We start from the raw sequence: 13,100 nt of genomic DNA, 5'->3' as shown, positions 1-13,100 counted from the left end.
TTCGTGAAGAGTTCGTTACGTGCCGTCATCCGTTCAGAGCACCCTTCCCGGCCGGGATACGCTCGAAGGGTGACCCCCGCACAGTCTTTTCCCGAGCCCACGAACACCGAGGCGATCCGCGTCATCGGACGCTTCGAAGCAGGCCGCGGCATTCCCGATGCCATGCGCTCCGACGTCAGGATGCTCGGAGCCCTGCTCGGCCAGGTGCTCCGCGAGGCCGGCGGCGACGATCTCTTCGAAGATGTCGAGCGTCTGCGCCTCGCCACGATCCAGGCGTACGACGAGGAGACCCCCGATGCGTTCGACCGCGCGGCGGCCATCGCCGAGTCGTTCACCGTCGAACGGGCGGACGAGGTCGCACGTGCGTTCACGTGCTACTTCCACCTCGTCAACCTCGCCGAGGAGCATCAGCGTGTGCGCGTGCTCCGCGAGCGTGCCGGCCAGCCCGGGCGCGAAGACGCAGCGGACACGGTAGCCACCGCCTACGCCCGATTGAAGACGGAGGTGGGCGACGACGAGGCGCGCCGCAGGCTCGAGGGCCTGCGCTTCCACCCTGTCTTCACGGCGCACCCCACCGAGGCGCGGCGTCGTGCGGTGTCCAGCAGCATCCGCCGCCTCTCCGAACTGCTCACGCAGCACGATGCGGCCAGCGAGGGGGGCGCCGAGCAGCACCGCGCACACCGCCGGATGCTCGAGGAGATCGACACGCTGTGGCGCACGGCGCCGCTGCGCGCCCAGAAGCCCACGCCCACCGACGAGGTGCGCACCGTCATGAGCGTCTTCGACGAGACGCTGTTCACGACCGTGCCGCACGTGTACCGCCGCATCGACGACGCGCTGCGCGGAGACGCTTCAGGCTCCAGCGCGCCCATCGTCCCCGCATTCGTGCGCGTCGGATCATGGGTCGGCGGCGACCGCGACGGAAACCCGTTCGTCACGGCATCCGTCACCCGCGAAGCCTCGCAGATCGCCGCTGACCATGTGCTCCGCGGCCTCGAGCGCGCGGTCGAGCGGATCGGCCGCACCCTCACCCTCGACGCGCAGGGCACGCCCCCGAGCGCCGAGGTGACCGCGATCTGGGAGCGCTTCGCCGCCTCTCACACCGAGACCGCGAATGACCTCGCCACCCGCTCTCCCGACGAGCCGCACCGCCGCGTGCTGCTGGTGCTGGCGCATCGCATCGCCGCCACGCGGCGTGGCGAGGACGACCGCTACGCCGCTCCCGAGGAGCTTCTGGCGGATCTGCGTTCGCTGCAGTCTTCGCTCGCGGATGCCGGCGCCCGCCGCCACGCTTTCGGCGGCGTGCAGCACCTGATCTGGCAGGTCGAGACCTACGGATTCCACCTGACGGAGCTCGAAGTCCGTCAGCACTCGCAGGTGCACGCCACCGCCCTCGCTGAGATCGAGGGCGGTGGAGCGCTGAGCGCGCAGACCGAGGAGGTGCTGGAGGTCTTCCGCGCCATCGCCGAGATCCAGCGCGACCGCGGCCTCCGCGCAGCCGGCCGCTACGTCGTGTCGTTCACGCAGGCGGCATCCGACCTCGCGGCAGTGCATCGTCTCGCGAAGCACGCGCTGGGCGATGACGCCCCTGTCCTCGACGTCGTGCCGCTGTTCGAGACCTTCGCCGACCTCCAGGCGGCTCCCGAGATCCTCGCCGAAGCCGTGACCTTCCCCGAGTTCCAGGAGCGCATGGCCGCCACCGGCGGCCGCCTCGAGGTGATGCTCGGCTACTCCGATTCGTCGAAAGACGTCGGTCCCGTCGCCGCCAACCTCGCGCTCTACGAGGCGCAGGAGAAGATCGCGCAGTGGGCGAAAGACGAAGGTCTCGAACTGACCCTGTTCCACGGCCGCGGCGGCGCGCTCGGGCGTGGAGGCGGCCCGGCGAACTCGGCGATCCTCGCCCAGCCGCCGCATTCGGTCGACGGCCGCTTCAAGCTCACCGAGCAGGGCGAGGTCATCTTCGCCCGCTACGGCGAGCCCGCCATCGCGATGCGGCACATCGACCAGGTGGCCGCCGCCACGCTGCTGGCCTCCTCGCCCACGGTCGAGGAGCGCACGAGCGAGGCTGCCACCCGCTTCGCGGACATCGCCTCGGTGCTCGACACCGCCTCTCGCGAGCGGTTCTTCTCGTTGGTCAAGGCCGAGGGCTTCGCTCCGTGGTTCGCGACCGTGACGCCTCTCGAGGAGATCGGCCTGCTCGCGCTCGGCTCACGGCCGGCGCGCCGAGGCCTGTCGGTGGAGTCGCTGGAGGACCTGCGCGCGATCCCTTGGGTGTTCGCGTGGACGCAGGCGCGCATCAACCTGGCCGGCTGGTTCGGCCTGGGTACGGCTCTGGCCGCGGTCGGCGACGAGCAGCGTCTCGCCGAGGCCTACCGCGACTGGCCGCTGCTTCGCACGTTGATCGACAACGTGGCGATGAGCCTCGCGAAGACCGACGAGCGCATCGCCCGCCAGTACCTCGAGCTCGGCGACCGCGACGACCTCGCGTCGCTCGTGCTCGACGAGCTGCGGCTGACCCGCGAGTGGGTGATCCGCCTCACCGGCGGCGAGCGCCTTCTCGAGAACAAGCCGATCCTGCAGCGCGCCGTGCAGCTGCGCACGCCCTACGTCGACGCGCTGTCCCTGCTGCAGCTGCGCGCGCTCCGGACATTGCGCACCGCTCCCGCGACAACCGGCTCCGGTGCCGACGACGAGCAGAAGCGCCTGCTGCTGCTCTCGGTCAGCGGGGTCGCGGCCGGTCTGCAGAACACCGGGTGACCCGGCATCGGCTCGTCACGTGAAGAAGATCACAGCGAGCCTGCCGGTAAAGTGAAAAGCTCCGCCTGATCCGGCGACGAATCGCGCGACACGATCGCTTGCGAGTCCCCCACCGATTCAGAAAGCTCTTCGTGACCCTTTCCACAACCGCAGACTTCCACCCGCTCGCCGAGTCCGTGCAACCCGTGTTCGACACGGTGCTCTCGCGCAGCCCGCACGAGCCGGAGTTCCACCAGGCCGTCCACGAGGTGCTGCACTCGATCGCCCCCGTGCTCGAGCGGCATCCCGAGTACATCGACGGCGGCATCGTCGAGCGGCTCGTCGAGCCGGAGCGTCAGATCATGTTCCGCGTTCCCTGGGTCGACGACGCCGGACGTCTGCAGGTCAACCGCGGCTACCGCATCCAGTTCTCCTCGGTGCTCGGCCCCTACAAGGGCGGTCTGCGCTTCCACCCCTCGGTGAACCTGTCGATCATCAAGTTCCTGGGCTTCGAGCAGATCTTCAAGAACGCGCTCACCGGTCAGGGCATCGGCGGCGGCAAGGGCGGCTCGGACTTCGACCCGCACGGCAGGTCGGATGCCGAGGTCATGCGCTTCTGCCAGTCGTTCATGAACGAGCTGTACCGTCACCTCGGCGAGCACACCGACGTCCCCGCCGGCGACATCGGCGTCGGCGGTCGTGAGATCGGCTACCTCTTCGGGCAGTACCGCAAGATCACCAACCGCCACGAGTCGGGGATGTTCACGGGCAAGGGCACGGCCTGGGGCGGCGCCGAAGTGCGCACCGAGGCCACCGGCTACGGCGCCGTGTTCTTCGCGCAGGAGATGCTCGCGGTGCACGGCGAGTCGCTCGAAGGCAAGCGCGTCGGCATCTCCGGTTCCGGCAACGTCGCCATCTACGCGATCCAGAAGGCGACCCAACTCGGCGCGACCGCGGTCACGGCATCCGACTCATCCGGTTACGTCGTCGACGACGCCGGCATCGACCTCGACCTGCTGCGTCAGCTCAAGGAGGTCGAGCGCGCTCGCATCGTGGAGTATGCGAAGCGCCGTCCGAGCGCGCAATTCGTCGAGGGCGGCAGCGTCTGGGAGGTCCCCGTGGACATCGCGGTGCCCTCGGCCACGCAGAACGAGGTCAGCCTCGCGGATGCCGAGGCGCTCATCGCGAACGGCGTGCGAGCGGTGTCGGAGGGCGCGAACATGCCCTGTGTGCCCGATGCGGTCGACGCGTTCCAGAAGGCCGGTGTGCTGTTCGCACCGGGCAAGGCCGCGAACGCGGGCGGTGTCGCCACATCTGCGCTCGAGATGAGCCAGAACGCCTCGCGTCAGCGCTGGAGCTTCGGCGACAGCGAGAACAAGCTGCGCGAGATCATGGCGGACATCCATCAGGCCGCCTTCGACGCGGCCGAGCGGTACGACGTCGCCGGCGACTACGTTGCGGGCGCCAACATCGCCGGCTTCGAGCGCGTCGCAGGCGCGATGCGCGCACAGGGCGTCATCTGACGCACCACGTCGATGCGGGGTGGACGGATGCTGCGGCGTCCGTCCACCCCGCACTCGCGTGTGGCTTCGCGGATGCCGCTATCCGCCGATCTCGCCATCGTCGCGGTGCCGCGCGAGCGAGGTGCCGTAGCGCTCGGTGAGCTGCACCATGAGGTCAGGGGTGTCGCGATCCACGCCGAACACATGGCCGGGGAAGTCGAGCTCGGGCTGCGCGGCCGCGATCTCCGCGTCGCGATCCGGCGAGAAGAGCTGCACGGGGTCGCCCGCTGCCACCCAGCCGATCGGAACGACCGTCTCCGGCAGCAGCACCGCTCGCCGCATCACGACCGCGTTCACGCGCACTTCGCAGCGATCGCCGACGAGCGCGCCGTTGAAGACGCGCGCGCCGGAGGCGAAGAACACCTCCTCCCCCACCGTCGCGCCCGCGATGCTGGCGAGCGTGCCGATGAGGGTGTGGGCGCCGATGTGCACCGAGTTCGCGGCGGTCGCACGGATCAGCGCGTTCTCCATGACGATCACATGCTCCGCGAGTGTGATGGGGCCGCCTTCGGCGGTGATCACCGCCCCGTGCAGGACCTGGCAGTGCGGCCCGATCTCCACGTCGCCGGAGATCACGGCGGTGGGAGCGACGACGGCGGTGTCATGGATCCGGGGCCGAGCCCCGAGGTGCTCGTACAACATGCGGCCCAGACTAGTCCTGCCTGGGCGCCGATGCCGCAGGCTTCGCTCGGAGAAATGCGCTTCTCTCGGACGGACCGAGGTATTCCGCAGAGGAATGCGCACAGCACCGAGGGAGGTGCAAGGCGGATGCCCGCTGCACTACGCTGGCAGGCATGCAATGCAGGTGAGCCGCTCCGATCCGCGCCGTGAGGCCGCCGACAGGCGTGCCCGGCATCACCCTCACCGAAAGCAACGCATGTCCTTCGACGACCTTCCTCTGCTCGGCAAGACCGCTCTCGTCACCGGCGTCTCCCGGCGCCGCGGCATCGGCTTCGCCACCGCGACCGAGCTCGCGCTCCTGGGCGCGAACGTCTTCATCCACCATTTCCGCCCGCACGACCTCGACCATCCCTGGGGCGGTGACGACCTCGACGCGGTTCGCCAGGGCGTGGCCGACGCCCTGGCTGCCGGCGCGGTGATGGGCGACCACCACGCCGACCTCCGCGACGCGGGAGCCATCGAGGAGCTCTTGGATGCCGCAACCGCCCTCACCGGCGCGATCGACATCCTCGTCTGCAATCAGGCCATGAGCGGATCCGACGGCACCATCTTCGACATGACCGCCGACCGGCTCGACGCGCACTGGGCCGCGAACGCGCGCGCATCGCTGCTGCTCACTGCCGGGCTGGCCCGTCGGCTGCGCGACCTGCTCGGCGGCGAGGACGCCGGGCAGGCGCGCCCCGGCGACCGCCTCGGCACTCTCGGGCCATTCGTCCGCCCCACCGGACACGTGATCTGGATGACGTCGGGTCAGGGCCACGGCCCGATGCGCGGCGAGATCGCCTACGCCACGAGCAAGGCGGCGCTGGCCGGAATCACCCGTTCGGTCGCCGCCGAGCTGCTGGAGGTCGGGTTGGTGCTGAACACGATCAACCCAGGTCCGGTCAACACGGGATACCTCGACGCCGACAGCACCGACCGCGACCTGAGCGAGTTCGAGAAGTGGCTGCCGACGACGCCGTTCGGGCGGGTCGGACGTCCCGACGATCCGGCGCGGCTGATCGGCTGGCTGTCCACAGATGCCGGCTCCTGGGTGGTCGGCCAGGTTCTCACCACCGACGGAGGGCTCTCGCTGGGATGACGCAGGAATTCGCATACCGAGCCATGCCGATCGCCGATGATCCCGTCGTGTACGCCTACGGTCCGGACTCGTCGCAGCGCTCCGAGGTGCTGCCCGGCAGCATCCGCTCGTTCGTGATCGACGACAGTATCGTCTACCCGGGGACTACCCGCACGGTCTGGGTGCACACGCCGCACAGTCACGATCCGTCGGTACCTGCCGCCGTGATGATCTTCAACGACGGTTGGTGGTATCTCGATCCGGACGGCGACGTGCGCGCGGGGATCGTGCTCGATAATATCGCCCCTGAGCTCCCGCCGATGGTGGGAATCTTCGTCGACCCTGGGATGTTTCCAGATGCCGCGGAGCCGAAGAATCGCAACAACGAGTACGACGCCGGCGATGGCCGCTACGCGGGGTTCCTACTCAATGAGGTGCTCCCGCGCGTCGCCGAGACCACGGCGCTGACAGATGATCCCCGCCTGCGCGGCATCTGCGGCGGAAGCTCGGGAGGGAACGGGGCGTTCACCGTGGCGTGGCAGCGCCCCGATAGCATCCGACGCGTCATCGCTTTCAACGCCAGCTTCGCGCAGATCCCCGGCGGCAATCCTTACCCCGCATTGATGGCTGCAGGTGCGCGCCAGCCACTGCGAGTCCTGCTGCACGCGGCGCATCGCGACATCGGCTGGAACGATCAGGAGGGGAACTGGTTCGCCGAGAACCTCGAGACAGCGGCAGCTTTGGCGCGGGCCGGGTTCGACTTGCGCTTCGTCGTCGGCGACGGCGGGCACAGTCCGAACCACGGCGGGACGCTGCTGCCCGATGCCTTGCGGTGGCTCTGGGCCTGAATCGGAAGACCGATGTCTCGGTGCACACGGGTCGCTCTCGCGGCAGCGTGCGGAGAGGCGACCGTATCAGGCGTCGCTCGAGCCCATCCGCGGCCTCAGCATCGCGGCGACGACGGCCGCCAGCGCGGCGGGCAGGAAAGCCATGCCGATGCTCATCGCGCCGAGGAACGCGAATCCGAGCAGAAGGCCGGCGGAGGCGACGCTCACGAGCGGCCACCACCGGCCGCGCGTCACGACCGGGATCAGAGCGATGACGACAGGAATCGCGACGACGAGCGCGAACAGGGGGCCGTTGTACTCCCAGATGCTCAGAGTGCTGGTCGACTCGTTGCCGCGGGAGTCGCTCGTCACCACCGTGTAGCTGGGCATGAACAGCACGAGCCCTGCGGTCACAGCCGCGAGCACGAGAGCGAGCACCTGCAGCATCCGCTTGGGAGAAGGTCGTGTCATGTCACTCGGCCTTGACGGGCTCGGGGAAGAGTGCGGTGAACAGCTGCGCGACCCATTCCAACAGCGCCGCGTCGGCGAGCGGCTCGAGCCCGACGCCGACTGCGGCCGGCACCGTGGGCATCGGCACGACCAGCGCCTCGCCCCCGCCGACCAGCTTCGCCTTCGGGTAGAGCCGCTGCATCCGCACCTTGATCGAGTCCTCGAAGCGCGCCGGCGCGATCCGCAGGTTCGACCCCATCGTGACCACATCGGTCAGACCCGCCCGAGCAGCCCGACGGCGCAGACGCGCGATCGCGATCAGCCCCTCGGCTTCGGGCGGCAGCGCACCGTAGCGGTCGGTGAGCTCCTCGATCACGAGATCGATCGCCTCGTCCTTGGCCGTGGCCGCCGAGGCCGCCGAGAGCTTCTGGTACGCCTCGAGACGCAGTCGCTCGCTGTCGATGTAGTCCTCGGGGATGCGCGCGTCCAGGGGCAGTTCGAGACGCAGCTCCTGGCCGGACTCGACGTCCTCGCCGCGGAAGGTCGAGACGGCCTCGCCGATCATGCGCAGGTACAGGTCGAAGCCGACGCCGGCGATGTGCCCCGCCTGCTCGGCCCCCAGCATGTTGCCCGCGCCGCGGAGCTCGAGATCCTTGAGCGCGACCTGCATGCCCGAGCCGAGGTCGTTGTTCACGGCGATCGTCTGCAGGCGGTCGGCGGCCGTCTCGCTCAGCGGCTTCGCCTCGTCGTAGAGGAAGTACGCGTAGGCGCGCTCGCGCCCTCGGCCGACGCGACCGCGCAGCTGATGCAGCTGGCTGAGTCCGTATTTGTCGGCGCGGTCGATGATGATCGTGTTCGCGTTGGAGATGTCGAGCCCGGTCTCGACGATCGTGGTGCACACGAGCACGTCGAACTTGCGCTCCCAGAAGTCGTCGACCACCTGCTCGAGCTGGTGCTCGCCCAGCTGCCCGTGTGCGACGGCGATGCGCGCTTCGGGCACGAGCTCGGCGATCTCGGCGGCCACGCGCTGGATCGACTGCACCCGGTTGTGCACGAAGAACACCTGGCCCTCGCGCAGGATCTCGCGCCGGATCGCGGCGGCGATCTGTTTGTCGCTGCGGGGACCGACGAAGGAGAGGATCGGATGCCTGTCCTCCGGCGGCGTCTGCAGGGTCGACATCTCGCGGATGCCGGTGACCGCCATCTCGAGCGTTCGAGGGATGGGCGTCGCGCTCATGGCGAGGATGTCGACGTTCGTCTTCATCTTCTTCAGCGCGTCCTTGTGCTCGACGCCGAAACGCTGCTCCTCGTCGATGATCATCAACCCGAGGTCCTTGAACATGACCTGATCGGTGAGGATGCGATGCGTGCCGATGACCATGTCGACCGTGCCGTCGAGGAGGCCGGCGAGGGTGAGCCGGGCCTCTTTGTCGGTCTGGAAGCGCGAGAGCGGGCGCACCTTCACCGGGAACCCGGCGAAACGCTCGGTGAACGTCTCGAGGTGCTGCTTGACGAGCAGGGTCGTCGGCACGAGCATCGCGACCTGCTTGCCGTCCTGGATCGCCTTGAAGGCGGCGCGCACGGCCACCTCGGTCTTGCCGAAGCCGACGTCGCCCGAGAGCAGGCGATCCATCGGGATCGGCCGCTCCATGTCGGCCTTGATCTCCTCGATCGTCTGCAGCTGGTCGTGTGTCTCGGCGAACGGGAACGCCTCTTCCAACTCGCGCTGCCACGGGGTGTCGGGCCCGAAGGCGTACCCCTTGGCGCTCATGCGCGCCGAGTACAGCTTCACCAGCTCGACCGCGATGTCGCGCACGGCCCTGCGGGCCTTGCCCTTCGCCGCCGCCCAGTCGCTGCCGCCCATCTTCGAGAGGGTCGGCGCCTCGCCGCCCACGTACTTCGAGAGCAGATCGAGCTGGTCGGTGGGCACGAAGAGCTTGTCGCCCGGGTAACCGCGCTTGGAGGGCGCGTACTCGAGCACGAGGTAGTCGCGCACCGACTTGGTCGCGTTGCGGCCGCCGGTCGACACCTCGCGCTGCGTCATCTCGACGAAGCGTCCGATGCCGTGCGTGGCGTGCACGACGAAGTCGCCCTGCTTGAGCTGCAGCGGGTCGACGACGTTCTTGCGCTTCGAGGCGAGCTTCTTGACGACACGCTGGTCTCCGCCGATCGTGCGGCCGTAGAACTCGTTGTCGGTGAGGACGGCGAGCTTCGCCTCGGCGATCTGGAATCCCGCCTCCACGCTGCCCGCTGTGAGGGTGGCGACGCCGGCATCCGGCGCGGCCACGAGATCCTCGACGATTCGGGCAGCGATCCCGCGGTCGGAGAGCACGTCGCGCGCGCGGTCGACCAGGCCGGTGCCGGTCGCGATGACGACGACGCGCCAGCCGTCCTGGATCTTCGCGTCGACGAACGAGATCGCCCCATCTACGTTGCCGTGGAACGACGGGATGACGGCGGCGTCGACCGTCTCGGCATCCTCTCCCCCCATCGCGAACGGGCTGAGTCGCCACCACACACCGCCTCGGTCGCGCACGACCTCGCGCAGCTGCGCGATCGTGAGGAAGTCGCCTGCTCCCAGATCGATGGGAGCGGACGCCCCTGAGGTCGCCGCACTCCACGCCGCATCGAGGAACTCGCGGTTCGTGTCGCCGAGGATGATCGCGCGGGCGCTCGCGCGCTCGGGGTCGACCACGGCGGTCGCCGCCCCTTCGGGCATGTACTCGACGAGCGACTTGAGCGGGCCGGCGACGGCGGGAAGCAGCGACTCCATGCCCTCGACGGGTATGCCCTCGGCCATCTTCTCGAGCATCCCCGCGATGGCAGGGAACGCGTCCTTCAGCGCGCGGGCGTTGTCGCGCACATCCTGCGTGAGCAGCAGCTCGCGGCTGGGCGCCAGATCGACGAGATCCACGTCGCCGGGAAGGGATCGCTGGTCGGCGACCGAGAACGCACGGATCTGGTCGACCTCGTCGCCGAAGAACTCGACGCGGTACGGATGTTCGGAGATCGGCGGGAAGACGTCGAGGATGCCGCCGCGCACCGCGAACTCTCCACGGCGCGAGACCATGTCGACGCGCGAGTAGGCGCGTTCGACGAGCTGCTCGGCGACGCCGTCGAGATCGTAGCCGCGGCCTCCGGTCTTCAGGACGACAGGCGCGATCTCGCCGAGGTTCCCGGCGATCGGCTGCAGAGCCGCACGCACCGAGGCCACGACCACGATCGGGTGATCACCCGTCCACCCGGCGACGCGACGCAGCGTCTGCAGACGCTGGCCGACCGTGTCGGGGCTCGGGCTGAGCCGCTCGTGCGGCAGGGTCTCCCAGGCCGGGAAGGTCAGCACCTCCGCATCGGGGATGTACGCGGCGAGAGCCTGCGCAAGGCTTTCGGCCCGGCGCCCAGTGGGGACGACGGCGAGGAGGGCGGCGGGATGCCCTGCGGTGGCGCGCTTGTCGAGGAGCCCCGCGAGCGCAGGCGCATCGAGCCCGTCGACCAGTCCGAGGTCGGCATCGGTGTGCGCCCAGCTGAGGGCGTCACGGTACAGAGACGCCTCTTCCAAGGCGCGCAGAATCCCCGGAACAGTCACCGGACAAGCTTAGACCGGGGGGTCGGACATCGGCTCCGGCCGAGGTGGGACATAGGATGCCGGGATGGAACCGGTCATCCTCACCACCGACCGCCTCGTCCTGAGCGCACCGACTCTGACGGATGTCGAGGCGATCGAGCACGCGTGCCAGGATCCCGAGATCCCGAAGTGGACGACGGTGCCGAGCCCGTACACGCGGAAGGACGCCGAGGACTTCGTCGATCTCGTCGGCCGATCCTGGGCCACGAAGACGGAGACAGTGTGGGGCATCCGCCATGCCGACGTGCTCGTCGGCATGATCGGACTGCACGACATCGCCGAGCATCACGCCGGCGGCCACGCCGAGCTGGGGTTCTGGGTCGCAGAGCAGGCACGCGGCAAGGGGTACATCGTCGAGGCTGCCGCAGCGGTCGTCGACTGGGGCTTCGCAGAGCTCGGGCTCGCCCGGATCCGCTGGCAGGCTGTCGCCGGGAACATCCCGTCAGCCCGCACCGCCCGCGCACTCGGATTCCGATACGAAGGCCTGCAGCGCCAAGCGCTGACCAGCCAGCGCGGTCGCGACGACGGCTGGCTCGCCGGGCTGCTGGCGACAGACGACCGCGCCCCGGTCGCCTGGCCGGTGCTGTGATTCGAGATACTGCCGATCCCGACCATCCCTCTAGGCTGATCGGATGTCGAACCATGACGACGTGCCGTCGCCCGCCGCGCCTCAGCCGCTCGGCACCATCGCACTGGGCCTCGGCATCGCCGCACTCTTCTGCGGAGCGATCGCGGGTCTCAGTTGGGTGGTACCCGCTCTCAACGCATCGACTTGGCTCGCCGTGCTCGTGGGAATTGCCGCGGTCGTCGTCGGAATCATCGCGATCGTGAAGCGTCGAGCGCGCACACACGCGATCATCGGACTTATCCTCGCCGTGGCAGCCGGGCCGGTGGCGTTCCTCATGGCATTCCTGACCACGATGATCCTGTTGGTCGGCCACAACGGGTTCTCCGGCTGAGGCGGAGCATGTGGTCTGGCGGTTTGCTGCCGGTGACGGATGCCGGTGCGACGGATGACAGCGTCGGATGCCGGTGACAGGATTGGTCCATGCCGGAGATGCCGGAAGTACAGGGCCTGACCGCGTTCCTCGCCGAACGCGCCGTCGGACGCACGATCACGCGCGCGACCGTCGCCGCGATCGCGGCGTTGAAGACCTACGATCCTCCGATACACGCGCTGCAGGGGGCCGAGGTGACGGCATCCGCTCGACAAGGCAAGTTCGTCGTGCTGTCCTGCGGACCTGATCTGCATCTTGTGTTCCATCTCGCCAAAGCCGGATGGCTGCGCTGGTTCGATCAGCTCCCGACGACGCTGATCAAACCGGGCAAGTCCCCGATCGCCCTGCGCATCGCCTTCGACGACGGCAGCGGATTCGACCTTACCGAGGCGGGCACCAAGAAGTCGCTCGCGGTGTACGTGGTGCGCGATCCGCACGACGTCCCGGGCATCGCACGGCTCGGACCGGATCCCCTCGACCCCTCGTTCACCCGCGAGGTCTTCGCGGGGCTCCTCGAGGGGCGCCGCACGCAGATCAAGGGTCTGCTGCGCGATCAGGGTGTGATCGCGGGCATCGGCAACGCCTACTCCGACGAGATCCTGCATGCGGCGCGCGTGTCGCCGTACGCGATCGCGGCGAAGCTCGACGACGACGAGATCGATCGCCTGTTCGCGTCGATGCACGCGACGCTGACGGATGCCGTGACCGCCGCCGCCGGCAAGCCCCCGGCCGACCTCAAAGACGCCAAGCGCCGCGGCATGCAGGTGCACGCGCGCCGTGGTGAGGCGTGCCCCGTGTGCGGAGACACAGTGCGCAGCGTGTTCTTCGCCGACCGGTCGATGGAGTACTGCCCCACTTGCCAGACCGGCGGCAAGCCGCTGGCCGACCGTCGCCTGTCGCGTCTGCTGAAGTAGCACGCAGCCACCGAGGCCGTACCGTCACGCCTTCCCTCACGCATGCGGCTCGGTGGAGTGGGGGCCACGTCGCAGTCGCGTTCCGTTCCATGTCGTGGAATGAATCGCTCTCAGGCGCGTTGAGTACACTCAGAGCATCAACGTGCTCCGGGGTCGGTGAGAATCCGAACCGGCGGTGACAGTCCGCGAGAGCCTCGATTCGTCGAGATTCCGATCCGGTGGAATTCCGGTACCGACGGTGATGCGA

General features: G+C 68.9%; 10 protein-coding genes. 7 read left to right on the top strand and 3 right to left on the bottom strand.

All coding sequences use genetic code 11. The features are described 5' to 3' along the window. The first annotated feature begins 69 nt into the window (after positions 1–69). Together ACI3KT_RS14110 and gdhA are read left to right on the top strand one after the other, a co-directional pair. Positions 70–2,757 (top strand): phosphoenolpyruvate carboxylase, encoded by a 2,688-nt coding sequence (locus tag ACI3KT_RS14110; protein WP_404904967.1) that lies wholly within the window; start codon positions 70–72, stop codon positions 2,755–2,757. A 131-nt stretch (positions 2,758–2,888) separates the two neighbouring features. Continuing rightward, entirely contained in the window at positions 2,889–4,259 is a 1,371-nt protein-coding gene (gdhA, locus tag ACI3KT_RS14105; RefSeq protein WP_404904965.1) for an NADP-specific glutamate dehydrogenase, read from the top strand. Between the two features lie 78 nt (positions 4,260–4,337). On the opposite strand, the gene ACI3KT_RS14100 is transcribed toward gdhA, so the two are convergent. Then, complete coding sequence (locus tag ACI3KT_RS14100; protein WP_404904963.1) at positions 4,338–4,940, bottom strand: gamma carbonic anhydrase family protein; 603 nt, start codon at positions 4,938–4,940, stop codon at positions 4,338–4,340. A 235-nt stretch (positions 4,941–5,175) separates the two neighbouring features. On the opposite strand from ACI3KT_RS14100, the gene ACI3KT_RS14095 reads away from it, so the two are divergent. Continuing rightward, a complete protein-coding gene (locus ACI3KT_RS14095) occupies positions 5,176–6,060 on the top strand; it encodes an SDR family oxidoreductase (protein WP_404904961.1) in 885 nt (294 codons plus the stop codon). Then, positions 6,057–6,887: an alpha/beta hydrolase gene (locus ACI3KT_RS14090; RefSeq protein ID WP_404904958.1), complete on the top strand. Its 831-nt coding sequence runs from the start codon at positions 6,057–6,059 to the stop codon at positions 6,885–6,887. The genes ACI3KT_RS14095 and ACI3KT_RS14090 overlap by 4 nt, the downstream gene beginning before the upstream one ends. A gap of 66 nt (positions 6,888–6,953) precedes the next feature. Here ACI3KT_RS14090 and ACI3KT_RS14085 read toward each other — a convergent pair whose 3' ends face one another. Together ACI3KT_RS14085 and mfd are read right to left on the bottom strand one after the other, a co-directional pair. Continuing rightward, positions 6,954–7,337 carry a hypothetical protein gene (locus ACI3KT_RS14085; RefSeq protein WP_404904957.1) on the bottom strand — a complete coding sequence of 128 codons (384 nt, stop codon included), beginning with the start codon at positions 7,335–7,337 and terminating at the stop codon, positions 6,954–6,956. Between the two features lies 1 nt (position 7,338). Next, entirely contained in the window at positions 7,339–10,902 is a 3,564-nt protein-coding gene (gene mfd, locus ACI3KT_RS14080; protein ID WP_404904955.1) for a transcription-repair coupling factor, read from the bottom strand. 64 nt (positions 10,903–10,966) lie between these two features. Between mfd and ACI3KT_RS14075 the strand changes: the two genes are divergently transcribed. From ACI3KT_RS14075 to ACI3KT_RS14065, 3 genes are all read left to right on the top strand, one after another. Beyond that, complete coding sequence (locus ACI3KT_RS14075) at positions 10,967–11,530, top strand: GNAT family N-acetyltransferase (RefSeq protein WP_404904953.1); 564 nt, start codon at positions 10,967–10,969, stop codon at positions 11,528–11,530. A gap of 43 nt (positions 11,531–11,573) precedes the next feature. Next, positions 11,574–11,900, top strand: coding sequence for a hypothetical protein (locus ACI3KT_RS14070; protein ID WP_404904951.1), 327 nt, complete (start codon positions 11,574–11,576; stop codon positions 11,898–11,900). A gap of 89 nt (positions 11,901–11,989) precedes the next feature. After that, positions 11,990–12,853, top strand: a complete 864-nt coding sequence (locus tag ACI3KT_RS14065; protein ID WP_404904949.1) for an Fpg/Nei family DNA glycosylase — start codon at positions 11,990–11,992, stop codon at positions 12,851–12,853. The last annotated feature ends 247 nt before the right edge of the window (positions 12,854–13,100 follow it).

Source organism: Microbacterium sp. ZW T6_19 (genome assembly GCF_044987465.1).
In the GTDB taxonomy this organism is placed as follows: Bacteria; Actinomycetota; Actinomycetes; order Actinomycetales; family Microbacteriaceae; genus Microbacterium; species Microbacterium natoriense_A.
Note: the sequence above shows the minus strand (reverse complement) of the source record. Positions and strands in the feature narration are given on the sequence as shown.

What these genes read in the sequence shown, in the direction of transcription:
- ACI3KT_RS14100 (WP_404904963.1), bottom strand. Translation starts at nt 4,940, where the DNA reads ATGTTGTACGAGCACCTCGGGGCTCGGCCCCGGATCCATGACACCGCC.
- ACI3KT_RS14095 (WP_404904961.1), top strand. Translation starts at nt 5,176, where the DNA reads ATGTCCTTCGACGACCTTCCTCTGCTCGGCAAGACCGCTCTCGTCACC.
- ACI3KT_RS14090 (WP_404904958.1), top strand. Translation starts at nt 6,057, where the DNA reads ATGACGCAGGAATTCGCATACCGAGCCATGCCGATCGCCGATGATCCC.
- ACI3KT_RS14085 (WP_404904957.1), bottom strand. Translation starts at nt 7,337, where the DNA reads ATGACACGACCTTCTCCCAAGCGGATGCTGCAGGTGCTCGCTCTCGTG.
- ACI3KT_RS14075 (WP_404904953.1), top strand. Translation starts at nt 10,967, where the DNA reads ATGGAACCGGTCATCCTCACCACCGACCGCCTCGTCCTGAGCGCACCG.
- ACI3KT_RS14070 (WP_404904951.1), top strand. Translation starts at nt 11,574, where the DNA reads ATGTCGAACCATGACGACGTGCCGTCGCCCGCCGCGCCTCAGCCGCTC.
- ACI3KT_RS14065 (WP_404904949.1), top strand. Translation starts at nt 11,990, where the DNA reads ATGCCGGAGATGCCGGAAGTACAGGGCCTGACCGCGTTCCTCGCCGAA.